The sequence below is a fragment of the Aminipila sp. genome, from assembly GCF_032051575.1.
Taxonomy (GTDB): Bacteria; Bacillota; Clostridia; order Peptostreptococcales; family Anaerovoracaceae; genus Aminipila.
On the sequence record NZ_DAMBYD010000005.1, the window covers coordinates 69294 to 95946 of the forward strand.

The 26653-nt window shown below is 33.8% G+C and carries 28 protein-coding genes; all 28 read left to right on the top strand.

All coding sequences use genetic code 11. The features are described from left to right. Positions 1-4: 4 nt before the first annotated feature. The 28 genes from RTW14_RS07915 (at position 5) to RTW14_RS08045 (ending at position 26604) form a co-directional block, all read left to right on the top strand. Entirely contained in the window at positions 5-1852 is a 1848-nt protein-coding gene (locus tag RTW14_RS07915; protein ID WP_312649186.1) for a TIGR03960 family B12-binding radical SAM protein, read from the top strand. Then, positions 1845-2531: a TIGR03936 family radical SAM-associated protein gene (locus RTW14_RS07920; RefSeq protein ID WP_312649188.1), complete on the top strand. Its 687-nt coding sequence runs from the start codon at positions 1845-1847 to the stop codon at positions 2529-2531. Before RTW14_RS07915 ends, RTW14_RS07920 begins: the two co-directional genes overlap by 8 nt. 92 nt (positions 2532-2623) lie before the next feature. Next, positions 2624-3367 carry a helix-hairpin-helix domain-containing protein gene (locus tag RTW14_RS07925; protein WP_312649190.1) on the top strand — a complete coding sequence of 248 codons (744 nt, stop codon included), beginning with the start codon at positions 2624-2626 and terminating at the stop codon, positions 3365-3367. 44 nt (positions 3368-3411) lie between these two features. Then, positions 3412-3858, top strand: coding sequence for a hypothetical protein (locus RTW14_RS07930; RefSeq protein WP_312649192.1), 447 nt, complete (start codon positions 3412-3414; stop codon positions 3856-3858). Positions 3859-3872: 14 nt separating this feature from the next. Further along, positions 3873-4964, top strand: a complete 1092-nt coding sequence (gene spoIVB, locus RTW14_RS07935) for a SpoIVB peptidase (RefSeq protein WP_312649194.1) — start codon at positions 3873-3875, stop codon at positions 4962-4964. 133 nt (positions 4965-5097) lie between these two features. Next, entirely contained in the window at positions 5098-5898 is an 801-nt protein-coding gene (spo0A, locus tag RTW14_RS07940; protein WP_312649197.1) for a sporulation transcription factor Spo0A, read from the top strand. A 239-nt stretch (positions 5899-6137) separates the two neighbouring features. Further along, positions 6138-6695 carry a recombinase family protein gene (locus RTW14_RS07945; RefSeq protein ID WP_312649199.1) on the top strand — a complete coding sequence of 186 codons (558 nt, stop codon included), beginning with the start codon at positions 6138-6140 and terminating at the stop codon, positions 6693-6695. Positions 6696-6743: 48 nt separating this feature from the next. After that, complete coding sequence (locus RTW14_RS07950) at positions 6744-6953, top strand: DUF896 domain-containing protein (RefSeq protein WP_312649201.1); 210 nt, start codon at positions 6744-6746, stop codon at positions 6951-6953. Between the two features lie 78 nt (positions 6954-7031). Then, positions 7032-7478 (top strand): hypothetical protein, encoded by a 447-nt coding sequence (locus RTW14_RS07955; RefSeq protein WP_312649203.1) that lies wholly within the window; start codon positions 7032-7034, stop codon positions 7476-7478. A 122-nt stretch (positions 7479-7600) separates the two neighbouring features. After that, positions 7601-8770, top strand: a complete 1170-nt coding sequence (nifS, locus tag RTW14_RS07960) for a cysteine desulfurase NifS (protein WP_312649205.1) — start codon at positions 7601-7603, stop codon at positions 8768-8770. A 6-nt stretch (positions 8771-8776) separates the two neighbouring features. After that, on the top strand, positions 8777-9226 hold the full coding sequence (gene nifU / locus RTW14_RS07965) for a Fe-S cluster assembly scaffold protein NifU (protein WP_331654418.1): 450 nt from the start codon (positions 8777-8779) through the stop codon (positions 9224-9226). A gap of 289 nt (positions 9227-9515) precedes the next feature. Continuing rightward, a complete protein-coding gene (spoIIIAE, locus tag RTW14_RS07970) occupies positions 9516-10610 on the top strand; it encodes a stage III sporulation protein AE (RefSeq protein WP_312649207.1) in 1095 nt (364 codons plus the stop codon). 14 nt (positions 10611-10624) lie between these two features. Further along, on the top strand, positions 10625-10792 hold the full coding sequence (locus RTW14_RS18835) for a stage III sporulation protein AF (protein ID WP_442871568.1): 168 nt from the start codon (positions 10625-10627) through the stop codon (positions 10790-10792). 42 nt (positions 10793-10834) lie between these two features. Beyond that, positions 10835-11047 (top strand): hypothetical protein, encoded by a 213-nt coding sequence (locus RTW14_RS07975; protein WP_312649209.1) that lies wholly within the window; start codon positions 10835-10837, stop codon positions 11045-11047. Continuing rightward, positions 11044-11691, top strand: a complete 648-nt coding sequence (locus tag RTW14_RS07980; RefSeq protein WP_312649211.1) for a SpoIIIAH-like family protein — start codon at positions 11044-11046, stop codon at positions 11689-11691. The genes RTW14_RS07975 and RTW14_RS07980 overlap by 4 nt, the downstream gene beginning before the upstream one ends. Positions 11692-11819: 128 nt before the next feature. Continuing rightward, complete coding sequence (locus RTW14_RS07985) at positions 11820-12203, top strand: Asp23/Gls24 family envelope stress response protein (protein WP_312649213.1); 384 nt, start codon at positions 11820-11822, stop codon at positions 12201-12203. A 3-nt stretch (positions 12204-12206) separates the two neighbouring features. After that, positions 12207-12614 carry a transcription antitermination factor NusB gene (nusB, locus tag RTW14_RS07990; RefSeq protein WP_312649215.1) on the top strand — a complete coding sequence of 136 codons (408 nt, stop codon included), beginning with the start codon at positions 12207-12209 and terminating at the stop codon, positions 12612-12614. Positions 12615-12618: 4 nt separating this feature from the next. Further along, positions 12619-13584, top strand: coding sequence for an O-sialoglycoprotein endopeptidase (locus RTW14_RS07995; RefSeq protein ID WP_312649218.1), 966 nt, complete (start codon positions 12619-12621; stop codon positions 13582-13584). Next, positions 13575-14786, top strand: a complete 1212-nt coding sequence (xseA, locus tag RTW14_RS08000) for an exodeoxyribonuclease VII large subunit (RefSeq protein WP_312649220.1) — start codon at positions 13575-13577, stop codon at positions 14784-14786. Before RTW14_RS07995 ends, xseA begins: the two co-directional genes overlap by 10 nt. Before the next feature lie 2 nt (positions 14787-14788). Then, positions 14789-14983, top strand: coding sequence for an exodeoxyribonuclease VII small subunit (gene xseB, locus RTW14_RS08005; protein WP_312649222.1), 195 nt, complete (start codon positions 14789-14791; stop codon positions 14981-14983). Positions 14984-14997: 14 nt separating this feature from the next. Then, positions 14998-15894, top strand: a complete 897-nt coding sequence (locus RTW14_RS08010; RefSeq protein ID WP_312649224.1) for a polyprenyl synthetase family protein — start codon at positions 14998-15000, stop codon at positions 15892-15894. Between the two features lie 33 nt (positions 15895-15927). After that, on the top strand, positions 15928-17811 hold the full coding sequence (dxs, locus tag RTW14_RS08015) for a 1-deoxy-D-xylulose-5-phosphate synthase (protein WP_312649226.1): 1884 nt from the start codon (positions 15928-15930) through the stop codon (positions 17809-17811). Next, entirely contained in the window at positions 17801-18598 is a 798-nt protein-coding gene (locus RTW14_RS08020; RefSeq protein ID WP_312649229.1) for a TlyA family RNA methyltransferase, read from the top strand. The genes dxs and RTW14_RS08020 overlap by 11 nt, the downstream gene beginning before the upstream one ends. A 76-nt stretch (positions 18599-18674) precedes the next feature. Further along, positions 18675-19874, top strand: a complete 1200-nt coding sequence (locus RTW14_RS08025) for a pyridoxal phosphate-dependent aminotransferase (protein ID WP_312649231.1) — start codon at positions 18675-18677, stop codon at positions 19872-19874. Positions 19875-19908: 34 nt separating this feature from the next. Beyond that, entirely contained in the window at positions 19909-22584 is a 2676-nt protein-coding gene (gene mutS / locus RTW14_RS08030; RefSeq protein WP_312649233.1) for a DNA mismatch repair protein MutS, read from the top strand. Continuing rightward, positions 22577-24532: a DNA mismatch repair endonuclease MutL gene (gene mutL, locus RTW14_RS08035; RefSeq protein ID WP_312649235.1), complete on the top strand. Its 1956-nt coding sequence runs from the start codon at positions 22577-22579 to the stop codon at positions 24530-24532. Before mutS ends, mutL begins: the two co-directional genes overlap by 8 nt. 30 nt (positions 24533-24562) lie before the next feature. Further along, positions 24563-25495, top strand: a complete 933-nt coding sequence (miaA, locus tag RTW14_RS08040) for a tRNA (adenosine(37)-N6)-dimethylallyltransferase MiaA (RefSeq protein WP_312649237.1) — start codon at positions 24563-24565, stop codon at positions 25493-25495. Then, positions 25474-26604, top strand: coding sequence for a tyrosine-type recombinase/integrase (locus RTW14_RS08045; RefSeq protein WP_312649239.1), 1131 nt, complete (start codon positions 25474-25476; stop codon positions 26602-26604). Before miaA ends, RTW14_RS08045 begins: the two co-directional genes overlap by 22 nt. The last annotated feature ends 49 nt before the right edge of the window (positions 26605-26653 follow it).

Genomic DNA, 26653 nt, shown 5'->3' on the forward strand with positions numbered 1-26653 from the left:
TTCAATGAACTTAAATTTAAATTTGGACAACATACTAAAAAGAGTTGAAAAACCGGCTAGATATATTGGAGGCGAACTTAATTCTGCAAAAAAAGAAATCACAAAGGATATGACAAGATTCTGCTTTGCATTTCCAGATACTTATGAAATAGGTATGTCATATTTAGGTATGCAGATTTTATATAATATCTTAAACAAAGAAAAAAATATTTATTGTGAACGGGTATTTAGTCCTGGACTTGATATGGAGCAAATTTTAAGAGAAGAGAAAACACCTCTTTTTACATTAGAAACGAAAACTCCTATAAATGTTGTGGATTTTTTAGGGTTTACCCTTCAATATGAACTTTCGTTTACTAATATCTTAAATATTTTAAATCTAGGAGGGATTCCTTTAAGACGTGAAGAGAGAGATGAAAGTTACCCTATAATTATAGCAGGGGGGCCTTGTGCGTATAATCCAGAACCTTTGGCTGATATTGTAGATATTTTCTTAATTGGAGACGGAGAAGAAATATTAATTAAATTATTTAATGAATATCAGATTTCACAAAATGCAGGAGAAAATAGAGAAGAGTTCTATAAAAGAATTGTAAAATTTCAAGGGGTTTATGTTCCTAAATTTTATAATCCTGTTTATGGCGAAAATGGCCAGATATCCAGAGTGGACAAGCTATATGAAGGAGCACCAGATAAAATTCTAAGATGCATTATTCCTGATCTAAATGAAGTTGATTTTCCTGTGGATCCAATTGTACCTTTCATTGAAACTGTACATGACCGGTCTGTTGTGGAAACATTTAGAGGCTGCACTCGAGGATGTCGTTTTTGCCAGGCAGGTATGATTTACAGACCAGTAAGAGAAAGAAGAATGGCGCTAATTGAAGAACTTGCTAAAAAACAACTTGAAAACACAGGTCATGAGGAACTGTCTTTATTATCCTTATCCACAAGTGATTACTCTAAATTTGAAGAATTAGCAACTAATTTGATGCATATGTGCAAAAATAATAATGTTTCATTATCATTACCTTCACTTAGGCTAGATTCATTTTCCTTTAAAGTATTACAGGAAATACAAGGATATAAGAAATCTGGTCTGACCTTTGCACCTGAAGCAGGTTCCCAAAGGCTTAGGGATGTTATAAACAAATGTATTACAGAGGAAAATATTTATAACTCTGTAGAACAAGCCCTTGAATTAGGATGGAAGAACATTAAACTTTATTTTATGAATGGTCTGCCAACAGAAACCTTTGAGGATATAGATGGAATTTATGCAATAGCTTCAAATATTGTAGAAATGAATAAGAAAATTAATGGGAAAGGGAGATTTAATGTAACCGTAAGTGTGTCAAACTTTGTTCCAAAGGCACATACTCCTTTTCAATGGATGTCACAGGATTCAGCAGAACAGTTTAGTGAGAAACATAAATACCTTAGAGAAAAGTTAAGACCTATTAAAGGCGTAACTTTTAATTACCACGGTACGGATACAAGTGTTTTGGAAGCTGTATTTGCAAGAGGGGACAGACGTGTATCAAAAGTTCTTATCAGAGCTTTTGAATTAGGATGCAAATTTGATGGATGGACTGAACACTTTAAATATGATGCGTGGATGAAGGCTTTTGAGGAAACAGGCATAGATAAAGATTTTTATACAATCAGAGAAAGAAGTTATAATGAAATCCTGCCATGGGAAATTATTGACTGTGGTGTAACAAAAGAATTTTTAATGAGCGAAAATGATAAGGCTAGGAAAGAGGAAATAACCCAAGATTGCAGAAAGGGTTGTGTTGGTTGTGGCATGAATAAAAATGTAAAGTGTGAAATGGAGGGTATTAATGGCTAAGTATGTATTAAAGTTCTCCAAAGAAGGCTATTTTAAATATACATCACATTTGGATTTATTAAGATTATTTAAAAGAAGTTTTAAACGTGTAGGTATAAAATTAGATTATTCCCATGGCTTTAATCCCCACCCTAAGATGGGATTTGCACAGCCACTTTCTTTAGGATACTCTAGTATTTCAGAATTGCTGGAATTTGAAACATCACAAGATATTTTGGTTGAAGAAATCAAAAATAAATTAGATTCTATAATGCCTGAGGGATTGAAAATACTAGGTTGCGTTGAATATAAAGAAGACGGCAAAACTTTAGCGGCGCTTACGGAATCAGCTGAGTATGTTATAGGAATACCTTTTGGGGAAGAGTTATTAAAAGGAAAAAGCTGCGAAGAAATTTGTCATGAATTTCTTTCGCAGGAACATATTATTGTAAAAAAGAAGCAGAAAAAATCAAAAGAGTTAGTGGATTTAGACATAAAAACCAAAATTATTAAGTTAGCTTTTTCTAAAGTTAATGGCAAAATAATTGTTTCAGCTTCTTTGGATGCTGGAAGCGAGTCTAATTTAAGCCCAGAATTACTTATTGATGCAATAATAAGGTTTTTAAATATAGATGTGTCAAGATATGATATTGATGTAATGAGAGTAAACATAATTTTCAGCAATAAATTCACCATATAATTACAATTAAAATGTTGACATCCATAATTTACCAATGTAAAATAAAGTTAAATTAATCATAAATTAACATTTATTTTCAAGGGGGGTATATTATGAAAAGTTATTTAAATAGGGATTATGTTGAAAATTTTATTAGGTATCATAAGAAAATGATTATAAAGGTAGCTGCGGGTTTTATACTTTTTGCGGCTGCTTTTTTTGTTTTTTGTATTCGTGACTATAAAGGGGATAATGACGAATTTAAATTAATAAATAATGCAGATGGTAGGATTCAAAATCAAAAGCAGATAGAAGAGACTGTAACATCTAATGCAATCGGGGAGAAGAAAGTAGAAAAAAATAAACCGGAAAAAATCTATGTTGATATCACCGGAGCAGTCGAGATACCTTATGTTTATGAAATGAAAGAAGGGGCAAGGGTTTATGAAGTAATAGAGATTGCAGGAGGGTTAAAAGATGATGCAGATATAAGCAATCTTAATCTTGCACAAATTGTAAAGGATGAAGACAAAATAACTGTTTTTACAAAAGATCAGATTGCTAATGGCACAGCTGAACAACCTATGCAAAATAGTAAGTCCTCAGTTGTTACTAATGCAGATAAAAACCATAATCAACAAAATGAACTGAATCCAGATTCAGAAGGATTAATTAATATCAATGCAGCTACTTCTGCTGAGTTACAAACCATTAAAGGAATAGGTCCTTCAACAGCTGAAAAAATCATTTCTTATAAGCAGGAGCATGGCCAATTTAAAAAAATTGAGGAAATTATGAATGTCAGCGGTATAGGTGAAAAAACTTTTGCAAAATTTAAAAGTAAAATTACGGTTTAAAATAGGTAATTCTGTTAAAACTATCCTAGTAAGAGGTGGTTTTTATGTTTACAAGAAAAAAAAGTTTAATAGAGCGAAAAGGCTTTTATATCACATTAGTTGCCATATTAGGTATTGGATATTTGATTACTAGTCTCCTTTCCTCCCCGGAGGCTACAATTGAAAGTGAGAATATTAGTACAAATGTTAATCAAACAGTAAAGCAAAATAACATTGAAAAGGATAAGGTTTCTGAAAATAGTAATTTAAATTCAGATAATAATGATAATAATGTTCAAGAAAATCAATCAAGTGAATATTATTTAGTTAAGGAATCAGATGGGGTAATAAAAATTTACCAGTATGATAAGAATGGAGTAGAAAACCTACTTAGAACTACGGACATTCTTTTTTCACTACTGAGTGAGGAGGATCAGAAATTATTTTCTGAGGGTGTAGTGGTAAAGAGTGAAAATGAATTATTAGAATTATTACAAGACTTTGAAAGCTAGGAGTTATTTGCTTTATGAAAAAAATGAGAGTACATGGAATTGTTAAAGGGCTATGTGTATTTGTTTTATTAGTTGCTGTTATTACAGGTATTTCACTGGTTGTAAAACAGACAGAAGAACCTGCACCAGCAGCTATTAATGTTGTAACAGAGAAAGTATTAATGCCTGGAGGTCAATCTATAGGCGTTAAGATGGATGTCAAAGGGGTTTTAATTGTAGGTCTTCAGGAAATTGAAACCATAACTGGAGAAGTAGTTAATCCAGGGATATTGTCTGGATTACAAATTGGTGATACAATATTAGAGATAAATGGACAAAAAGTTTATCGTGCCACAGAGGTGCAGAATATCGTAAATAAAATAAGAGGTGAGGTTTTGTTGAAACTTCAGAGAAAAAACGATATTATAGAGATAAGTTTAACCCCTGTCATAGCGAAATCTGACAATATGTATAAATTAGGAATTTGGGTCAAGGACAAGACGGCAGGTATTGGAACTTTAACTTATTATGATCCACAGAACAACTACTATGGAGCATTAGGCCATGCAATAACTGATCCTGAAACTTCTGCAATCCTCCCAGTAGCGGAAGGAGAATTGGTGAATTCAAGGGTAGAGTCTGTCAAGCAGGGTAAAGCGGGAGACCCCGGTGAAATAAGAGGTATATTCTATGAGGCTGATGATCCGCTTGGCAGTCTGGAAAAAAATACTGAATTCGGCATATTTGGCAGCTTATATGGCAAAATAACTAATCCATATTATGCCAAACCTTTACCAGTTGGATATCAGGATTCTGTTACAGTAGGCCCAGCATATATTTTGACAACTTTAGATAATAATAAAGTAGATTGTTTTGAAATAGAAATTGAAAAAGTAAATAAACAAGCTAAACCAGATACAAAAAGTATGACAATAAAGGTGACAGATGAAAGACTTTTGAAGAAGAGTGGTGGAATTGTTCAAGGCATGAGTGGTAGTCCGATTATTCAGAACGGAAGGCTTATAGGTGCTGTAACTCACGTATTTGTCAACAATCCTCAAAAAGGTTATGGCATTTTTATTGAGTGGATGATGCAGGAACAAATGTCGAATCATGTCGAAAAATGACAGAACTTATGTATATTTTCTGATAATTTATGTTGCATAAACTACAGAAAAAGTATAAATTAATAGATGCTGGAGTATTGCTAAATAATATAATAATCTATGATGATTATTATGAAATTAAGGGGGATATGTGATGACAAAAATAAGTATCGGAATTGCAGATGATAATAAGGATTTTTGCGAAATTCTGAGCGATTATTTCACAGAACAAGAAAATATTGATATTACCTTTGTAGCAAATGATGGAATACAAACTGTAGATTGTGTGAAAAAGTATTTACCGGATGTTTTGATTTTAGACATGATTATGCCGCACCTGGATGGTCTTGGTGTTTTAGAAAGCATAAATAACATGGATTTGCCAAAATATCCAAAAACAATCATGCTTTCTGCAGTGGGACAAGAATCAATTACTCAGAAAGCAACAAAATTAGGCGCTGAATATTATTTGGTTAAGCCATTTAATTTGGGTGTTTTATCAAAACGAATCAATCAACTTTTTGGGGAGGGGATTGAAGAAGGATCTGGAAAACTTACCAGCATAAGAACTGTGGTAAATAATAGCACAGAAAAAACAAGTAATGATTTGGAAGTTGATATTACAAATATTATTCATGAAGTGGGTGTTCCTGCTCATATAAAAGGGTATCAGTATTTACGAGATGCTATAACCATGGTAGTTGAAGACATGGATTTACTTGGAGCAGTTACTAAGGAGTTATATCCAGCAATAGCAAAAATTAATAATACAACACCAAGCAGAGTTGAAAGAGCAATAAGACACGCTATCGAAGTTGCATGGAACAGAGGAAAAATTGAAACAATAAATAATTTGTTTGGATATACCGTACATAATGACAAAGGAAAGCCAACCAATTCGGAATTCATCGCAATTATAGCTGATAAACTAAGATTAGAACGTAAGATTTCTTAACATAATTTTATTACAGTAAATATTTTTTTGTATAATGGTGCTTGTCCATAGGATTAGCACCATTTATTTTGAAGTTTTGCCCGTAAAAAATAGGATGTGCAATCCTCATACAGAAATTTCAGTAGCTTTATCTGCTAGAAAATTTTCCGTGGCTGTTGACAGTATTTAAAGAACTATTATATAATAAAAAACATACTGTGTGCCAAAACTTATAGTCAAAATATGAAAGGTTGATACAAATGATTTATGGATATGCTAGTGTTTCATCAAGGGGTCAATTTGAAGCGAACTCAATAGAAGATCAAACAAAACTAATTAAGCAAAGATATCCCAGTGCAGAAATGATAATTGAAAAATATGAGGATCCAAAAGAAAGACCCAGTTTAAAAGAATGTGTTACTAAGATGTATGGCGGAGATACTTTAGTAGTTTCTAAATTGGACAGGCTTTGTGGAACAATAAAGGAAGGTATCGCTTTTATTGAAGAAGCATTAAGTAAAAATATACGTATAAATATTATAAACATGGGTATGATTGATGGAACACATACAGGTAAAATGATTGTAAATATAATGTATGCCTTCGCAGAATTTGATAAGGCCATGATAATAGAAAGAACTCAGACTGGAAAAGCTATTGCTAAAACTAAAGAAGGATTTAAAGAGGGAAGACCGAAAAAATTTTCTGATTCTGAAATAGAAGAAGCACTTACTCTGTTAAAGAATAACAGCTATAAGATTGTAGAAGAACAAACAGGTATTAGCAAGAGTACTTTAATTAGAGCAAAACGAGCATAGAGCATATGAGATAGTAAAAAGGGTTTAATTAACAGAGAGGAATATAAAATGCTTTCAAAAGAAAAAATTGATAGAATTAATGAATTGGCAAAAAAATCAAAACGTGTCGGATTAACTGATGTTGAAAAAGAAGAGCAGCAAACACTCAGAAAAGAGTATTTGACTAAATTTAGAGAGAGTTTTAGAAATCAACTGTCAAACATAGAAATTGTAGAAGATGTTGAAGAAGACGTCGAAATTGAAATAAAAGTGAATTAATTTACTTTAGAAAAACAGCGAGAAGTAACAAATTTCTCGCTGTTTTATTTATATAGTATTTCTGGAGGTATATGCGTTATGAAGAAATACTATCATTTATTAACATTTGGTGCCATTATTGTAATTATTATCAGTGTCTTTTCAGGATTTAGTAATCCTGTAGAAGAGGACATAGTAAAAGATATACTTGAACAGAGGACAAGCATTATGCAAAAAGCTTTTTATAATCAAATCACGAAAGAAAAAGCAGAAGCTGACCTAGAAAAAATTGAGACATATCCTATTATAACAGAAGATATAAAACAATTGAGGCAATGGGAAAACACACAAATAGACGTAGTGAAAGAAATGAGCTTTACAAATGTTAAATTAGAAAAAAATTTGTTAGAATATATGACATACAGGGTAGATATTCTATGGGAGATGAGCGGGCTAAGTGAAGATTACTTCATGGAAAGTAATTATCATGTGGTTTTTAAGAAAAATAATGATAATTATAAATTGTCTTGCTTTGATCCTATATAAGAAAATAGCCTTATATCATATTTATTTACTAGGAAATTTTAAAAAAGGGGTTTATATTTCTGGAAATGTTGGTATAATATTTATTGGAAAATTAATTTATATTTAAATAAAAGGAGCAAATTATGCGACAAGTATATCTAGATTATTCAGCAACGACTCCTGTTAAGGAAGCCGTAATGAAGGCAATGATTCCATATTTCACAGAAATGTTTGGAAATCCATCCAGCTTATATACAATTGGTGCTACTTCTAAGGAAGCTATGGAAAAAGCAAGAGTACAAGTAGCAAAGCTTATCAATGCACAAGATAAGGAAATATTCTTTACAGCTTCAGGTACTGAAGCGGATAACTGGTCGGTTTTCGGAATAGCAGATGCATTAAAGAATAAGGGTAATCACATCATCACAACCAAGATTGAACATCATGCTATGCTGCATTCCTGCGATTATCTTGAAAAACATGGATATGACGTAACTTATCTTGATGTAGAGCCGGATGGGAGAGTAAATCCTGAAACATTAAAAGCAGCAATAACTGATAAAACTATTTTGATTAGTATAATGTTTGCAAATAATGAAGTAGGCACTATTCAACCAATAAAAGAATTGGCAGCTATCGCTAAAGAAAATGGAGTTATTTTCCATACAGATGCGGTACAAGCCTTAGGTAATGTTCATATTGATGTTAAAGAATTAGGGATTGATTTAATGTCAATGTCAGCACATAAAATTTATGGCCCTAAGGGAACGGGAGCATTATTTATTAGAAAAGGCGTAAAGCTTTCTAACTTTATGCATGGTGGTGCTCAGGAAAGTAAGAAAAGAGCAGGAACTGAAAACCTCCCTGGTATTGTAGGGTTTGGTAAAGCAGCAGAGTTAGCATATGAGAATCTTGATGAACATGTTAAAAAAATAAGTGAACTGAGAAATTATTTTGTTGATCAAGTGATGTCAAAAATAGAGAATGTTACACTTAATGGTAGCAAAGAATTTAGACTTCCGGGAAATGCTAACCTTACTTTTGAATTTATCGAAGGCGAAGCGATGCTTCTTTATTTAGATATGAAAGGGATTGCCGTATCTACTGGCTCAGCATGTTCTTCGGCATCACTTGTTCCTTCTCATGTACTTTCTGCACTAGGAATACCAGTAGAAAGAATACATGGATCATTAAGATTTACAGTGGGAGATCCTACTACGAAAGATGATATTGATTATGTTGTAGAAGAATTAGTTGGGGTTGTAAACAAATTGAGAAACATTTCTTCTGTTTCTAAGACGAAAGGTTGGTAATATATTATGGCAATGTATAATGATAAAGTAATGGATCACTTCATGAACCCACATAATGTTGGTGAAATTGATAATGCAGACGGAACAGGTACATATGGAAGTCCTGTTTGTGGAGATATGATGAAAATCGACATAAAGGTTGAAGATGATGTCATCAAGGATGCAAAATTTAAGACCTTTGGCTGTGGTTCTGCAATAGCATCTTCAAGTGTCGCTACAGATATGATTAAGGGATTAACCATAGAAGAAGCTTTAGCAGTAACAAACAAACAGATTATTGATGAGCTTGGCGGTCTACCTGCTGTCAAGATTCACTGTTCAGTGCTTGCAGATCATGCAATTAAATCTGCTATTTATGATTATGCTCAGAAAAATGGTAAAACATATAAGGGCCTTGAAGGATTCGATCCTAATGCAGATGAAGATGAACATGAAAACAGTTGTGGAGTAGAATAATTAACAAAATAAAAATGCAAATTACATTTCCCGTCAGACTATGCCTGACGGGTTTTTTATATTATGGGAAAATCTATTGATATTTTCCATTATATAAAAAAGGAAGTGGAGAGGGGCGGAAGCCTCTTTGCCAATAAAGGAGGGTGTTCGGCGAATAAAATGAGCGCCGAAGGGAACCATGGGGTTCCATAACGGAGTGGCGAAGCCATATTTTTGTGTCCAAAAAATGTGCATAAAATTTAAGTATGTCCATATATATGAAATATGGACAAAGGTGAGGTAGGTACATATGGATTACAAAAGTATTATACAAGAGCAGCTTAACGCTTTAGACCTTAGCGAACTTGAAACTATTATGGAAGATACATCCCTTCAAAGTGGAGGGTTGGTTCCCAATTTAAGTATTCAAGAGATCATAAATAACGCAATAAGCGGTAAGCCTATATTTGATTCACAAATCATTATTCAAAACTTTAAAGACCTATTTTTATATGAAATGAAAAGCAGCTTAATTCTTGGAGTTCAGTTAGTCACAATATGCATAGTAATAGGTCTGTTAACAAATCTTTCAAACTCTTTTGGAAATAAAGCAGTATCCAGATTAGGAGTTATTGTATGCAGTTGTTTTGTTATTGGGTTATGTCTGAATAATTTTTCACAGACCTATAATATGTGTGCAGATACACTTAATACTATGACTAAAACCATGCAGATATTGCTTCCCATATTAATACCATTAATTATTAGTATTGGAGGAATAACCACTGGGAGTATATTAAATCCAATTGTTGTTGGCTCGATTACACTATTTAATACAATACTTCAAAAATTCATATTGCCAGCAATTTTTATTTCATCCATATTTATTTTAGTTAATAGCCTTACTGATAGAGATTATGTAAATAAATTAGCAGTATTCTTAAGAGGTGTAGCAACTTTTGCAACGGGCTTATGTGTTACTTTTTTTGCAGGAATCACGGCAATACAAGGTTTTGTTTCTGAATCTGCCGATGGAGTTCTTATTAATACGGCTCGCTATTCCGTAAATAATTTTGTCCCAATCGTAGGAGGTTTTGCAGCAGACTCTATTGATATGGTAATTTCTTGTATAGGAGTTATAAAGAATGGTATTAGTATTTTTGGTGTTATCTTGGTCATATCCTTACTAGCAATACCACTGATAAAGCTGATGGCGATTGCTGTAATTTATAAAGTGACTGCAATAGTTATTGAGCCTATAGGTAACAAACAGGTTTCCGGATGTATGAATGAAATGGGGAATTCTGTTATAACAATGGCTGTGGTTTTGTTTTTAGCAGCATTAATGTTTCTCGTATTTTTAACTATAATTATCGGAGTTGGAGGAGGAAGTCTGCTGAGATAGTGGATTATAAAAAAATGGAGATTATAAAAGAATGGGTTCGGAATATATTTATAATTGTAGTAGCACTATCTTTTATTGAGACTTTATTACCTTCTAGCGAAATGCAAAATTATATAAAATTTATATTTTCATTGATAATTATGGCTACAATTTTATCACCACTTTTAATTTTTCTGGAATAAGAACAAGAGTGTTAAATATATATTACTGTGGAGGATTTTCATGTGAAAAAAAAGAAGAGGAATATTTCTGCTAAGATAATAATATATAAGCTTATAACCGTTATAGTTGTCCTCTGCTTAATGCTTTTAACCTTCCAGGTTGTTACAAACAATAAAGATGGAAGAAGGCAGATTGTAGATGAAAATGGCGGAGTTGAAGTAAGCATGCCAATTATTTTGTCCGAGGATGAGGAGAATGGGGGATCTGTACAATGAATAAGGTTTCTAAAAAGAAAAAATTAGCTTTGTTTGGTTTACTAGGATTGGTTTTATGTTTAGCTGCTGTAAATCAATCACTGAATAAGGAGGAAGCTTTAAAGACTTCAGCAGAGTATACTAATTATGAACAACAGGAAATGTTGGAACATGATGGAGACGTATTAGTTGATAGTTTAAATATTAAAGCTGTAGCTGGAAATCAAGCTGTAAGTGGAGCTGGGATTAGCAGTACTAGTAATAGTGGCATAACTTCTAAAGTAGTGACATCAGATGATGTAGCAGAATTAAATAATACTGATACATATTTTGGTGAAATAAGAGACACAATTGACACAGATAGGAATCAGGTTATATCCATGCTGACAGATGTTGTAGCAGAAACAGATAACGCAGTTGAAAAAGAAAATGCAACTCAGCAAAAACTTAAGATTATAGGCTATATGGAAAAGGAAAAAACAATAGAAAGTTTAATTTCCGCAAAGGGACTTCCAGAATGCTTGGTATTATTAACAGATAATGCGGTTAATGTAACAGTGAATAAAGATCAGCTTGACCAGGCAGATGTAGCAAAAATTTGCGATATTGTTATTAGAGAAACTGGCCGTCCAGCAAATCAGATTATAATTCAGAGTAAAGTTTAATATTCCTGTGGACCCTCAAATATGCTAAAAGTATAGTAGTTTACTTATACTGACACAGTTTGAGGGTCTTGTTTTAACTAAACACATCTGCTATAATAAACATAGACAAACTTACTGAGGTGAAGGTTATGAGTATCGAGCAAGAAGAAAAATTAGGTGCAGTTAAAATATCCGATGATGTTATAGCTATTTGTGTTATAAATGCAGCTTTAAATACCAAAGGTGTAGCTGGATTAAGTGGTGGATTAACTGATACTATTTCTAGGAATCTACTTGGAAAAGAACCTTTAAAAAAAGGCATCAAATTATCTAAAGAGGATGATGTAATTATTATAGATATTTATGTAATTGTTAATTATGGCGTAAAGATACCAGAAGTTGCATGGAACATTCAGAAGAATGTAAAAAAAGAGGTTGAAAGCATGGTTGATATACAAATAAAAACAATAAACATACATGTTCAAGGTGTACACTTTGCAGAGCAGAAAGATCAAGAAGCGCAGGAGGATTAAAATATGAATCGCAATGAAGCGAGAGAACTAATGATGCAGCTTTTATTTCAAATGGAAGCACAAAATGAATATAATGTTGAAATTAAAGAGAAATTTCTACAGGATAAAGGTGATTTAAGAATTCAAAGGCCTTATATAGACCAATTGCTTGATATTATTTTAGAACATAAAGCTGAAATTGACCATACATTAGAGGAATCTAGCGTAAACTGGAAAATTAATCGAATGAGTAAAGTAGATTTTGCCATATCAAGACTGGCTACAGCAGAATTGCTTTATATGGATGATATACCCACATCGGTATCAATAAATGAGGCGATTATTCTTGCTAAGAAATTTGGAACGGATGATTCAAGTAAATTTATAAATGGTATTTTAGGTAAGGTAGCTCAGAAGATAGCAGAAGCTTAAAGAAATGAATAATTATATTTTAGGGATAGATACGAGTAATTATAAAACTTCAATTGCTGTTGTTGACAATGATGGAACAATTGTAATTGACAAGAGATGTTTATTAAGAGTGAAGAAAGGTGAAAGGGGTTTGAGGCAATCAGAGGCCCTTTTTCAGCATGTTGAGAACCTTCCTGAATTATTTGAAACACTTACAAGTCAAAAATTAAATATAATAGCAGTTGCTGTATCCAATAAGCCAAGACCTATAGAGGGATCCTATATGCCTTGTTTTAAAGCAGGTTATGGCTTCGGTAAAGCCATTGCAAATACTCTAAACGTTCCCTTACTCCAATTCTCACACCAAGAGGGACATTTAGAGGCAATAAAACATTATAGCAGTATGAATGAGAAGAAATCTTTTTTAGCATGGCATTTATCAGGTGGAACCTGTGAATTGCTTAGAATTGTTGATGGACAAATAGAAATTGTAGGTGGAAGTAAAGACATTTCTTTTGGACAAGTCATTGATCGGGTAGGGGTCCTTCTAGAAATGAATTTCCCCGCAGGCGAAGAGATGGATTTACGTGCAATACAAGTAAAGACAGAAAAAGAAATGAAACAGAAACAGCTGACCAAGATTAAATTGGATGGATTATACTTTAATCTTTCTGGAATAGAAACTCAGTGCAATCGACTTTTACAAAGTGATGCATGGAAGAACAACGAATTTGATGAGAATATCTTAATAAAAGAATTATTTGATAAAATTACTACAACTATTGCTTCTGTTTCAGCAAAGGCAGCAGATCAATTTGATATTAAAGATATAATATTTGCAGGAGGAGTGTCCTGTAGTAAGTATATTAGTCATGAAATAAAAAACTTCTTTGCAAATAAAGAGGTTAAAATTGAATTTGGTAGACAAGACTTGTCTGGAGATAATGCTGTAGGGATAGCATTATTAGGAGGAAAAAGCTTATGGCTATAAAGCCCGTAAGAGTTTCACAACTAAATGCGTATATAAAAAGAGTATTGCAATCAGATCCTCTTTTAAGCAGTGTTTCTGTGGTGGGCGAGATTTCTAATTTAAAATTTCATGGAACAGGTCATGTATATTTTACACTAAAAGATGAGAATAGTAAGATAAACTGTTTTTTATCTGCGGAAAATTTACAGCATTTGCACTTTGAAATAGCAGATGGTATGGAAATTACTGCAGAGGGATATATATATTTATATGAAAAGGGTGGCACGTACTCTTTAAATATAAGGGATATTCAAATATCCGGATTAGGAAATTTAAGTATTGCATTCGAGAAATTAAAAGAAAAACTTTCTAAGCAAGGATTATTTGATGAAAAATATAAAAAGCCAATTCCGTTTTTTCCTCATAAGATTGTGATTATCACTTCTGAATCAGGAGCGGCGGTTAGAGATATTATAAAAATAATAAAAAATAGAAACAATATAGTAGATGTTTTGGTTTATCCTGTGTTAGTTCAGGGACCTGGTGCTGCACCAGATATAGCAGAAGCAGTCAAACAGGTCAACCTGCTATTTCCTGAAACGGATACGATTATTGCAGGTAGAGGTGGAGGATCCATAGAAGAACTTTGGGCTTTTAATGAAGAAATTGTTGCCAGAAGTATTTTTGAATCAAAGATTCCGATTATATCTGCGGTTGGACATGAAATTGATTTTACCATAGCTGACTTTGTAGCAGATAAAAGGGCCGAAACACCAACAGCGGCTGCCCAAATGGCAGTTCCTGATATAAATGAACTAAGACACTATATGTTACAGCTTAAAACTAATTTAGAAAACCAAGTTACTAGCTGTATTAGATGTAAAGAACTTAAACTTCAAAGCTGTAATATAGAAGCATTAGTATCAAAATTTGAAAACAGAATTAATTTTCAGATAAATAGTGTTAACAATCAGTATAAAGAAATGCTTACTCTTATAAGTAATATGCTATATAATAAAAAGAATAAGATTGATTCAGTTAAAGATCAATTAGAAGCATTAAATCCACGAAATATTATGGATAGAGGTTATAGTGCTATAATCAATAGTGAAGGTAAAATCATTAATTCTGTAGAATCAATAGGAATTAATGAAAAATTTATCACCATAATGAAAGATGGAAGTATTGAAGGCATAGTAACAAAAATAAGGAAGGATAAATAATCATGGCAGCCAAAAAGGATTTATCATTTGAGGAAGCTCTTGAAAAATTAGAACTTTCGGCGGAATGCTTAAAAAGTGATCATGTGTCTCTGGAAGAAGCTTTAAAAAGTTTTGAACAAGGCATTGAGTATTATAATAAATGTAATACTATATTAAATAACGCTAAGCAGAAAATAGAAGTTTATTCTAAGCAGTAAAGGAGGCGCGTGTTATGGACAATATCTCATATTCCACGTACAAAAATTTAATTGATGAACACATCTTGGACTTCTTACCTGAAATTGACCATAAGAGCATTACGGTATATGATGCTATGAAATACAGTTTGACTGCTGGTGGGAAAAGGCTTAGACCTGTATTGCTGCTTGCTGCATGTGAGTTTGTAGGCGGAGACATTCAGAATGCTATTCCTTATGCCTGTGCTATAGAATACATTCATACGTATTCACTTATTCATGATGATTTGCCAGCTATGGATGACGATGAACTTAGAAGAGGGGTTCCTACGAACCATATAGTCTTTGGGGAAGCTATGGCCATACTTGCAGGCGATGGACTGCTTACCAGCGCTTTTGAAGCCATGAATAAGGATATGCTTTTATATTTAGATGATTCTACTAAATTAAAGCGCAGAATCAGAGCAATTTATGAAATGTCAAAGGGGGCTGGCTGCCGAGGTATGGTCGCTGGTCAGGTTGCTGATATGGAAGCAGAGAATAAGCAATGCTCAAAAGAAATGCTTGATTATATTCATTTAAATAAAACCGCAGCTCTTATTACTGCATCTGTGCGGGCTGGTGCCTATTTAGGAGGAGCCACAGAACAGCAGCTTAGGGACTTGACTGGCTATGCCGAGAACTTAGGTCTGGCTTTCCAAATTGCGGATGATATACTGGATATTTGCGGCAATGAACAGGAAATGGGTAAAAAAGCTGGAAATGATCAGAAGAAGCATAAATCTACTTATCCTTGTTTGTATGATTTGGAGGAGTGTAAAGCTTATTTAAAGGAGCTTACTGAAACAGCATTGTCCTTCTTAGAATCTTATTATGATGAAGCTGAGTTCTTTAATACTTTTGCTGAGGAAATGGTGGTTCGTGGTAAATAATTTATAAAGGAGCTCATTTTTGAGAATGGTACAATGGGAGATAGAAAAAAAATAAATCTTTTAACGGGGAATTTCCCTGAAGATTTAAAATATATGTCCAATGACGAATTGGAGTTATTGACTTATGATATAAGGGATTTTCTCATAGAAAATGTATCAAAAACAGGAGGACATTTAGCCTCTAATCTAGGTGTGGTAGAACTTACTATTGCCCTGCATACTGTTTTTGACAGCCCTAGAGATAAAATAATTTGGGATGTAGGACACCAGTCCTATGTGCATAAGATTTTAACGGGAAGAGCGGATCGGTTTTCTTCCCTTAGACAGTATGGCGGTATGAGTGGATTTCCTAAAAGAGAGGAGAGTCCCCATGATTGTTTTGACACAGGCCATAGCAGTAATTCAATTTCTGCTGCAGCAGGAATCGCTGCGGCTAGAGATTTAAATGGAGATGATTTTGCAGTTATAGCAGTTATTGGAGATGGCGCTTTAACTGGAGGATTAGCTTTTGAGGCACTGAATAATGCGGGAGCATCAAAATCTAAAATGATTATCATAGTAAATGATAACGGGATGTCCATATCTAAAAATATTGGAGGAGTTTCTCAACATCTGAGTAATTTAAGAATGTCTTCTACTTACTTGGATTTTAAAAAACAAGTTAAGAAAACTTTAAAAGGCATTCCGCGAGTAGGTGAAAGTTTATATTCTGGAATTGAACATCTTAGAGACTCCATTAAATATGCAATGGTAGAAGGGGCTTTATTTGAAGAATTTGGATTTAAATATATGGGACCTTTTGATGGACATAATATAGAAGATTTGACAACAGCCCTCATGCTTGCAAAAAATGTAGAAGGTCCAGTTGTTTTACATGTACTTACTAAAAAGGGAAAAGGCTACAGAAATTCGGAAACCAGTCCTGACAAGTTTCATGGAGTAGCGCCCTTTAATCCATCAACTGGCTTACCACTCAAAGCTGCTGATGGATTTTCATATTCTCAAGTTTTCGGTAATAAAATGATTCAGCTTGCCGGCAGAAATGAAAAAGTTGTGGCTATTTGTGCAGCCATGATTAATGGAACAGGTTTAGATAAGTACGCTGCAAAATATCCCAATCGGATTTTTGATGTGGGTATTGCTGAAGGGCATGCGGTTTCTTTTGCGGCTGGACTTGCAGTTGCAGGTTACAGACCAGTAGTTGCCATATACTCTACTTTTCTTCAAAGAGCCTATGATCAAATGATGATTGATGTGTGCATGCAGAAATTACCGGTTATATTTGCCATTGACAGAGCAGGAAATGTTGGTGCAGATGGTGAGACCCATCATGGTGTCTTTGATTTATCCTATTTAAACCATATGCCAAATATGACTGTACTTGCCCCGGCAGATGGCACTGAATTGGCAGAAATGTTTGAATATGCCTTAACACTTGACGGACCGTGTGCAATAAGGTATCCTCGAGGTGAGGCATTAGATTTTTCCACTGTATATAACGGTGAATATGGTACTATCTTTAAGAATAGAGATATTTTTAAAGGTGGAGATGTAGTTATATTTGCGGTAGGAAAAATGCTGTCTATTGCATATGAGGTGTGTTTAAATTTACGCGATGCAGGATTAGATGTTGGACTTATAAATGCAAGAAGCATTCATCCTTTGGATGAAGAGTCTATAATTAGTGCAGCAAAAGCATCAAAACGAATCATTACTATTGAAGACAATGTTATTAGTGGTGGTTTTGGACAGCAGGTAGTAACCTTGCTGTTGAATAACGATATAAATATTCCATGTAGGAATATTGGGTGGCCTGAATATTTTGTTGAGCATGGAAATGACAAGGAATTGTTTGGAAAATATAAATTAGATGTAGAGGGTATAAGTGAAAGGGTGCGTGACTTTATTGAAGGATAGACTGGATGTTGTACTAGTTGAAAAAGGATTGTTTCAATCAAGAGAAAAAGCGAAAAGTGCTATTATGGCAGGAATCGTTTATGTGGATGGGCAAAGAATCGATAAAGCCGGTACTTCAGTAAGTGACACTTCAGAATTCTTTGTGAAAGAAGATATTTGCCCATATGTTAGCCGTGGCGGCCTTAAGCTTGAAAAAGCATTAAATGAGTTTGATTTTCATCTGGAAAAAGCTACTTGTATGGACATAGGCGCATCTACTGGGGGATTTACTGATTGTATGCTAAAAAATGGAGCTGCAAAAGTATTTGCTATAGATGTAGGCTATGGACAATTGGATTGGAAACTTAGAAATGACCCAAGAGTAGTAAATATGGAGAAGGTAAACATTCGATATTTGGATTTCGACACTGTAGATAAAGATATTGATTTTATAAGTATAGATGTTTCGTTTATATCCCTTAAATTGGTATTCCCTGTGGCAAGCAATCTTTTGGCGGAAACTGGCAGTATTGTATGCCTTGTAAAACCACAGTTTGAAGCAGGAAGAGAACAAGTTGGAAAAAAAGGAATCGTTAGGGATATAAAAGTCCATAAAGAAGTTATAAGAAATGTTATTGGATATGCGAAGGATTGTGGATTATACCCACAGGGTCTTACTTTTTCCCCAGTAACAGGAGCTAAAGGCAATATTGAATATTTACTGCATTTAAAGAAAAAGGAAAGTGAAGATTTTAGTGACGATATGGTAGAGCAAATTGCTGACATGTCCCACGAAACTTTAGACTAGTTTTCAAATTTTTTCAATATATTTCAAAATTATTATTTTGACTATTTCATTTAAAAAATAAGAAGGAGAAGTTAAAATGAAATTATCACAAAAAGTACAGGAAATGCAATTTTCACCAATTAGAAAATTCAATGTGTACGCAATTGAAGCTAAAGCAAAAGGTAAGAAAGTTTACCACCTTAATATCGGACAGCCGGATATTAAGACACCAAAAGCATTTATGGAATCTATAAGAAGCTTTGATTCTGAAGTATTGGCATATGCAGAATCAGGTGGCCTTGTACAGTTACAAGATGCTATTGCAAAGTATTTCTCACGTTTTGATATGAATATTGAACGTAAAGATGTACTTATTACTAATGGAGGTTCCGAAGCATTAAGTATGGTTTATACTTGCTTACTTGATCATGGTGATGAAGTTCTTGTTCCAGAACCATTCTACACAAATTATCAGACATTTATCTCTGCTGCTGGCGGTAAAGTTGTTCCTATTACAACAAATGCGGAAGAAGGTTACCGTTACGCTTTTGCAGATAGAATAGAGAAAGTAATTACTGATAAATCAAGAGCTATCTCACTTGTAAACCCAGGCAATCCAACAGGCACTATTTTGACAAGAGATGAAATGCAGATTATTGCGGATGTAGCTAAAAAGCATGATTTATGGATTATTGCTGATGAAGTTTACAGAGAATTTGCTTATGATGGAAGAGAAATGACTTCATTTGGACAGTTAGAAGACGTGAAAGACAGAGTTATTATTATTGACTCCGTTTCAAAGAGATTCTCAGCTTGCGGCGCAAGAATTGGGTGTATCGTATCAAAGAACGAAGAACTTATGTCCAACGCTATGAAGCTTGCTCAGGGACGTTTATGCTGCCCAACTCTAGACATGATAGGTGCAACTGCATTATATGAACTTGATCCATCATATTTTAATGATGTTAGAGCTGAATATGAAAGCAGAAGAGATGCTGTTTACGATGAAATCATGAAGATTCCTGGAGTTGTTTGTCAGAAACCTGGCGGCGCGTTCTATATCATGGTTAAACTTCCAGTGGAAAGCTCTGAAGACTTCTTAGTATGGCTTTTGACAGAATTTGATGATTGTGGAGAAACAGTTATGTATGCTCCAATTCAGGGATTCTATGGAACAAAGGGACTAGGTATGGACGAACTTAGAATTGCTTATGTACTTAATAAGGAAGACTTAGTACGTGGTGTTGAACTGATGAGATTAGGATTAGAAAAGTATAAAGCATTAGGACATAAATAAAAATCTATTTAATTTAAAGGAGTATAAAGAATATATGCAATTAACACCTATGATGCAACAGTATATGGAAATAAAACAAAATCATCAGGACTGTATTTTGTTCTTTAGGCTCGGTGATTTTTATGAAATGTTCTTTGAGGATGCCATAACAGCATCCAGAGAAATGGAAATAACCTTGACGGGAAAAAACTGCGGTCAAGAGGAAAGGGCTCCGATGTGCGGAGTCCCTTTTCATTCCGCAGATACATATATTGCAAAGTTAGTGGATAAAGGATATAAAGTTGCGATTTGCGAACAGGTGGAAGATCCTGCCACTGCAAAAGGTATTGTGAAGCGTGAAGTAATACAGATTATCACGCCTGGAACAATTGTCAATCAGACAATGTTAAATGAAAAAGAAAATAATTATCTTGCCTCTATTTACATTTGTGAAGATGGAGCTGGGATTTCATATTGCGATATATCTACTGGTGAACTTTATACTACAAGCATTAACGGCACTGGTATGATTGAAATATTATTAAATGAACTGGTAAAAATTAAGGCAAAAGAAGTAATCATTAATGAATCTGCAGAAAAGTTTGTTTCTATTGAAGAAATGAAAAAGGTTACGGATGCATATTTTAACCCACTCACAGAAAGTTATCATAATATTGTTACTGTAAACGATGCTATTCTAAAACAATTTAATACAAAATCGCTTACAGGCTTAGGTCTTGGCGATTCTGAAATTGCGTGCCTTTCCTTAGGGGCGCTTTTAAGCTATCTATTTGAAACAAGAAAACATAATTTGAGCCATATTACAAATGTTACGGTTTATGATATTGGTTCACATATGTCCTTAGATAAAGCTACCATTAGAAATCTTGAAATTACAGAAACACTATACGAAAAACGTGTTCAAGGATCTCTGCTTGGTGTTTTAGATAAAACCCATACGGCTATGGGGTCAAGAAAGATGAAGCAGTGGCTAAGAGAGCCATTAAATTGCAGTAGTCAGATTAATGAGAGATTAGATGCGGTAGAAGTGCTTTGTGATGAGATTATCATCAGAAATAACATAAAAGAAGCATTAAAGAGGGTTTACGATTTAGAGAGGCTTGCTGGCCGTATAGCATGTGGTAATGCTAATGGTAAAGACTTAGTTGCTCTTAGAAATTCGTTGTTTATTCTTCCAGAACTTAAAGTTGAACTTAATTCTCTAGATAATAGTCTATTTAATAGTTTAAATAATGAAATAGGCGATTCACTAATGGAGGTTCATGATTTAATCGGAAGTGCCATAGTTGAAGAACCACCGTTTACCATAAAGGAAGGCGGGCTAATAAAGAATGGGTTCTCAGAGGAATTAGATACTCTAAGGTTTTCTATTAAAGATGGACAAGCATGGATTGCTGAACTTGAAGGTAAAGAACGTGAAAGAACGGGCATTAAAAATCTTAAAGTTCGATTCAACAAGGTATTTGGATATTATATTGAAATAACCAAATCTAATCTAGATATGGCACCGGAAGATTATATTCGTAAGCAGACTCTTGTAAATTGTGAGCGTTTTATTACCCCAGAACTTAAGGATATGGAAAGCCTTGTGTTGAATGCAGAGTCTAAAATAAATCAGATGGAATATGAAATATTTGCTGAAATTAGAAACAGAATTCAAGAATATATTGGAATAATCCAGAAAGCATCTACAGCTATTGCAACTGTTGATGTGTTGACTTCATTTGCACATGTATCCACTTCATTAGGTTACGTCAAGCCTGAAGTAAATGATGATAACAGCCTTATCATAACAAAAGGCAGACATCCTGTTATTGAACAAATGATTAAAGATGGCATATTTGTATCCAACGATGTTTATGTCAATGACAGCGATTCAAGCATGTTGCTCATAACAGGCCCAAATATGGCGGGTAAGTCTACATATATGCGTCAGACGGCATTAATTGTTTTGATGGCTCAGGCAGGTTGTTTTGTGCCTTGTGAGAGTGCTTCCATAGGAATTGTAGACAGAATCTATACCAGAATTGGTGCCTCCGATAATTTAGCACAGGGTCAAAGTACTTTTTTTGTTGAAATGAGTGAACTTGCTTATATTTTAAATACAGCAACCTCTAAGAGCCTTGTTATCCTGGATGAGATTGGAAGGGGAACAAGTACCTATGATGGTCTTTCTATAGCATGGGCTGTTGTAGAGTATCTTTGTAATAATAAAAATAAAATACGCACTTTATTTGCTACTCATTATCATGAACTTACGGCTTTAGAGGAAAGTATCCCCGGGGTAAGAAATTTAAATGTAGATGTGGCAGAAGAAAATGGTAATATTATTTTTCTTCATAAGATTGTATCCGGAAGCGCCAGTAGAAGTTATGGTATTCATGTAGCAAAGATTGCAGGAGTTCCAAAACCGGTACTTGAAGCAGCAGAAAATAAGCTGGTTGGACTTGAATCGGGTAAATATGACCATGAAAGCATTTTAAATATTGGTAACCATGTTGTTACAGAAGTAGATGATAATGAAAGCAACCTTATAAAAAATAAAAAGAATGGTAAAAAACCGGATCCTTCTCAAGGAGAACAGTTATCTTTATTCAGTTTTGCCCCAAATCCGGTTATTGAAAGGCTGAAAAGTATTGATTTAATGAAACTTGCCCCTTGGGAGGCACTTAAAATATTAGAAGAATTGCAGGAGGCTGCAAATGATTAAACTTCTTAGTAAAAATGTAGCAGATAAAATAGCTGCTGGTGAGGTAGTAGACCGACCTCTTTCTATTGTAAAAGAGTTAGTTGAAAATGCCATAGATGCAGGTGCGACTAATATTACCCTAGAAATGCGAAATGGGGGTAAAACCTATATTCGTGTAACGGACAATGGCAGTGGTATAAATGAGAGTGAAGTTGAACTGGCTTTTTTACGTCATGCAACTAGTAAAATTACTACAGATGAAGATTTAAACAGTATCTTAACTTTGGGTTTTAGAGGTGAGGCTTTATCCAGTATAGCTGCTGTATCAAGAGTTGAACTGATTACTAAAACAGCAGAAGCTAAAACTGGTGTTTCTTTAAAGATTCACGGTGGAGAAGTCTTTGAAAAGTCAGCTACAGGCTGCCCTGACGGAACGACTATAATTGTTTCAGATTTATTTTATAACACCCCTGCAAGATTAAAGTTTATGAAAACAGATGCAACGGAAAGTACTTTAATTATAGACTTTATATCAAAGATAGCTCTTGCATATGCCGATATTAAGATTAGATTAATAAATAACGGCACCATTTTATTTTCCACAAATGGAAAAGGGGATACATATAGCAATATCATTACAGTATACAGTAAGGCTGTGGGGGAAGGTCTTATTTATATTTCCAGTGAAAACGAAAATATGTGTTTAAATGGTTATATTTCCAGGCCTGATTATAGTAAAACAAATAGGAAGCAGCAAATTTTTTTCGTAAATGGACGTGTTATATCTAACAAAGTAATGGATTTTGCTGTTCAAGAGGGATATAGTGAAAGATTATTTGAAGGAAGGTATCCTATAGCCTATTTGTTTTTTAAAATTAAACCTGAACTTTTGGATGTAAATATTCATCCAAATAAGAAAGAAGTACGCTTTCATCAGGATATGGAAGTTAAAAACTTTATTGCACAATCCATAAAAAGAGGTTTACTTTCTGCACAGGCGATTCCACAAGTAAATAGCAATCATATCGTTAAGAATTCAGCACATACAGGTTCTACTGGAAATTCTTCTGAAAATGTGATTTTATCCAAGCCGTCTTTTCCTGAAAAAATAAATCCAATAGTAGATAAATTTGCGGTTATGACGCACAATACCACTGAGGCAAAGAATGATGAAGTTGTTTTTAAGCAAAAGATTCAAGAAGCAAAAGTAAATGAACAGGTTGTAAACGTATTAAGCGAAAATAAGCAAGAAATAAAGAAAAGTGAAGTTAGCCAAGAACAAGTTGACGTAAAAAATATATTGTCTACATTGGTGAAAGAACAGGAAGAAATTAACTACAAACCTGATGGAATCAGTAAATCTGCTTCAAGTGAATTGGCTCCGGTAGAATCATTCTTTAAAAAACTTAGTATTACAGGGAACATTTTTAATACATACATTACAGCTACTGATGATAATTGCTTTTATTTAATAGATCAACATGCTGCACATGAACGTATTTTCTATGAACAATTATTAAAGCAGTATAAATGTGAGGAAAAAATTCATCAAACAATTTTAACCCCTATAATGGTTGAAGTATCTTATTCTATAAAATCAACTGAAGGTTCATGGGTGCAGATACTGCGGAACATGGGGTTTGAAATTGAGCCTTTTGGAGCAAAAGCTTACATTGTTAAGGAAATCCCTATGTTTATGGATCTTTCTGAAGCACAAAACATGGTAAATTATTTCCTTGAAAATATCGCAGAAAATGTAGATATTGAAAATGAGGCAAAAGTCAATAAAATTATTACGAAAGCTTGCAAATCTGCTGTTAAGGCAAATGATGTTCTTTCTATGGCAGAATGTAAAAGATTGCTTGAGGATTTAGCTAAATGCCAAAATCCATATTCTTGCCCACATGGCAGACCAACTTTTATAAAAATGACTAAGTATGAAATTGAAAAAATGTTTAAAAGGGTTTAAATAATTACTTTACGGTAAATGGAATGAGTTATGAATAGAGAAATAATAATTATTGCAGGACCAACTGCAGTTGGAAAAACTAAATATGCAATTGAAATAGCAAAAGGCTTGAATGGTGAGATTATATCTTCAGATTCAATGCAGCTTTACAAGTTTATGAATATAGGAAGTGCGAAACCTACAGCAGAAGAACAAGCTCAGGTAAAGCATTACTTGGTAGATGAAATAGATCCAAGAGAACCCTTTTCTGTAGCAGAGTACCAGAAACGTGCCAAAAGTGCTATTGAACAGATATTTTTACAAGAGAAACCCCCTATTATTTCTGGTGGCACAGGGCTTTACGTAAATTCTCTTATCTATGATATGGATTTTTCTGCACCGCCTGTTGGTCATGTGTATAGAGAAAAGCTTGAAAAGCTGGCCTTAGAATATGGTAATGAATATGTGCACAAATTACTTGAAGAAAAAGACAGGGAAGCTGCAGCACGTATTCATCCCAACAATGTAAAAAAAGTTATTCGGGCTTTAGAGGTTGCAGATCATTCAGAAGAAGGTATAAAATCTTTTGAGCAGTCTTTTATAAAAACAAAGGATTATGCCTATAAGATAATAGGACTTTGCCGCAACCGAGAAGAACTTTATGAACGAATTAATCTTAGAGTGGACATGCTTCTGGATATGGGATTGGTTGATGAAATAAAAAGCCTGCTGAATATGGGTCTTACTGCGGATAATATATCTATGAAAGGGATAGGATATAAAGAAATCATAGGTTATTTAAATGGAGAGTATGATTTAGAACATGCTATCTATCTTGTAAAACGAAATACAAGGCATTATGCCAAAAGGCAAATGACTTGGTTTAGAAGGTATGATGATATAAAATGGTTTAATATTTCAGAGTATAAAAGTGATGATGAGGCATTAAAGGAGATTATCACATGGCTGAAGGAAAACAGATAAAAATTCAGAATAAAACTGGCAAGCCAGAAAACATCTTAAAGAAAGAGCAGGAGATTTACGACCAATGTAAGGCTATAGAACAAGAGCTTCCTTCTTTTATGAATGGCTTTTTTGCTTATTTAAGGGGCAGTGTTCTTCCAATGACCAGACTTGCATACCTAAATGACATTAAGTTTTTCTGCAGTTATTTAATTGACTCTTGTATGTTTAAGTGCGATAAAATTAATGAACTGTCTCCAAATAACTTTGAGTCAATAAGAGCTAGAGATGTTAATACGTTTTTGGATTTTGCCAGAAGATATCAAAAGGAAAAAGAAGATAGCATTTATATTTATGAAAACGATAACAGGTCTTTGGCCAGGAAAAAATCATCTTTATCTGTATTGTTTAAATATTTGTTTCGAGATGAAATTCTATCAAAGAATATTACGGATGGACTGGACCCAATCAGAGTGCCTAAACCTGGAGAAAGAGAAATAAAAGCACTTACTGACGAAGAAGTAAGACTAATGCTTAGCACGGTTTCTGATGGAACAGGAATGACTAAAAAACAGCTTGAGTTTTGGAAAAAGACTAAAAAACGGGATAAAGCTATATTGGTCTTATTCATTACTTATGGGTTACGACTCTCTGAGCTACAACAGCTAAATGTAGACACCTTCAATTTCGACAGAGGAGAATTTAAAATATATAGAAAACGTGGAAAAGAATCCATTATGCCGATTAATAAGTCCTGTGAACTTGTCATAAATGAATATTTAGAGCAGGAAAGAGGCTCGGATGATTCTTTAGATGAAGAAAATAAAGGAGCTTTATTTCTTTCTTTACAAGGAAAGAGGATGACCGAAAGACAGATTCGCGAACTGGTGAAAAAATACACCGCGTATGCTTTGAAGACATCACAGAAAGGCGGATACAGCCCGCATAAATTAAGGGCTACAGCCGCTACAAGTTTAATCGGCAGAGGTGAAGATATATATGATGTTCAAGTTCTTTTAGACCATGAAAATGTTACAACAACTCAGTTATATGCCAAACATAAAGAGAATGTTAAACGTGATTTGGTAAATAATATGGAATGGGAACTAGAACGTAAGGGTAAAAGGTAAAGTGTTCAGTAAACGAACTACTATAAAAAAATTATGTTAACTATAGAAG

Excerpts from the sequence above, each read along its gene's own strand:
- spo0A (WP_312649197.1), top strand. The coding sequence starts at position 5,098 with ATGACAAAAATAAGTATCGGAATTGCAGATGATAATAAGGATTTTTGC.
- nusB (WP_312649215.1), top strand. The coding sequence starts at position 12,207 with ATGAATCGCAATGAAGCGAGAGAACTAATGATGCAGCTTTTATTTCAA.
- xseB (WP_312649222.1), top strand. The coding sequence starts at position 14,789 with ATGGCAGCCAAAAAGGATTTATCATTTGAGGAAGCTCTTGAAAAATTA.
- RTW14_RS07955 (WP_312649203.1), top strand. The coding sequence starts at position 7,032 with ATGAAGAAATACTATCATTTATTAACATTTGGTGCCATTATTGTAATT.
- RTW14_RS07930 (WP_312649192.1), top strand. The coding sequence starts at position 3,412 with ATGTTTACAAGAAAAAAAAGTTTAATAGAGCGAAAAGGCTTTTATATC.
- miaA (WP_312649237.1), top strand. The coding sequence starts at position 24,563 with ATGAATAGAGAAATAATAATTATTGCAGGACCAACTGCAGTTGGAAAA.
- RTW14_RS07995 (WP_312649218.1), top strand. The coding sequence starts at position 12,619 with ATGAATAATTATATTTTAGGGATAGATACGAGTAATTATAAAACTTCA.
- RTW14_RS07925 (WP_312649190.1), top strand. The coding sequence starts at position 2,624 with ATGAAAAGTTATTTAAATAGGGATTATGTTGAAAATTTTATTAGGTAT.
- spoIIIAE (WP_312649207.1), top strand. The coding sequence starts at position 9,516 with ATGGATTACAAAAGTATTATACAAGAGCAGCTTAACGCTTTAGACCTT.
- RTW14_RS18835 (WP_442871568.1), top strand. The coding sequence starts at position 10,625 with ATGGAGATTATAAAAGAATGGGTTCGGAATATATTTATAATTGTAGTA.
- mutS (WP_312649233.1), top strand. The coding sequence starts at position 19,909 with ATGCAATTAACACCTATGATGCAACAGTATATGGAAATAAAACAAAAT.
- RTW14_RS07945 (WP_312649199.1), top strand. The coding sequence starts at position 6,138 with ATGATTTATGGATATGCTAGTGTTTCATCAAGGGGTCAATTTGAAGCG.
- RTW14_RS08010 (WP_312649224.1), top strand. The coding sequence starts at position 14,998 with ATGGACAATATCTCATATTCCACGTACAAAAATTTAATTGATGAACAC.
- mutL (WP_312649235.1), top strand. The coding sequence starts at position 22,577 with ATGATTAAACTTCTTAGTAAAAATGTAGCAGATAAAATAGCTGCTGGT.
- spoIVB (WP_312649194.1), top strand. The coding sequence starts at position 3,873 with ATGAAAAAAATGAGAGTACATGGAATTGTTAAAGGGCTATGTGTATTT.
- RTW14_RS08045 (WP_312649239.1), top strand. The coding sequence starts at position 25,474 with ATGGCTGAAGGAAAACAGATAAAAATTCAGAATAAAACTGGCAAGCCA.
- RTW14_RS07920 (WP_312649188.1), top strand. The coding sequence starts at position 1,845 with ATGGCTAAGTATGTATTAAAGTTCTCCAAAGAAGGCTATTTTAAATAT.
- RTW14_RS07985 (WP_312649213.1), top strand. The coding sequence starts at position 11,820 with ATGAGTATCGAGCAAGAAGAAAAATTAGGTGCAGTTAAAATATCCGAT.
- RTW14_RS08025 (WP_312649231.1), top strand. The coding sequence starts at position 18,675 with ATGAAATTATCACAAAAAGTACAGGAAATGCAATTTTCACCAATTAGA.
- nifS (WP_312649205.1), top strand. The coding sequence starts at position 7,601 with ATGCGACAAGTATATCTAGATTATTCAGCAACGACTCCTGTTAAGGAA.
- dxs (WP_312649226.1), top strand. The coding sequence starts at position 15,928 with ATGGGAGATAGAAAAAAAATAAATCTTTTAACGGGGAATTTCCCTGAA.
- RTW14_RS07915 (WP_312649186.1), top strand. The coding sequence starts at position 5 with ATGAACTTAAATTTAAATTTGGACAACATACTAAAAAGAGTTGAAAAA.
- nifU (WP_331654418.1), top strand. The coding sequence starts at position 8,777 with ATGGCAATGTATAATGATAAAGTAATGGATCACTTCATGAACCCACAT.
- RTW14_RS07980 (WP_312649211.1), top strand. The coding sequence starts at position 11,044 with ATGAATAAGGTTTCTAAAAAGAAAAAATTAGCTTTGTTTGGTTTACTA.
- xseA (WP_312649220.1), top strand. The coding sequence starts at position 13,575 with ATGGCTATAAAGCCCGTAAGAGTTTCACAACTAAATGCGTATATAAAA.
- RTW14_RS07950 (WP_312649201.1), top strand. The coding sequence starts at position 6,744 with ATGCTTTCAAAAGAAAAAATTGATAGAATTAATGAATTGGCAAAAAAA.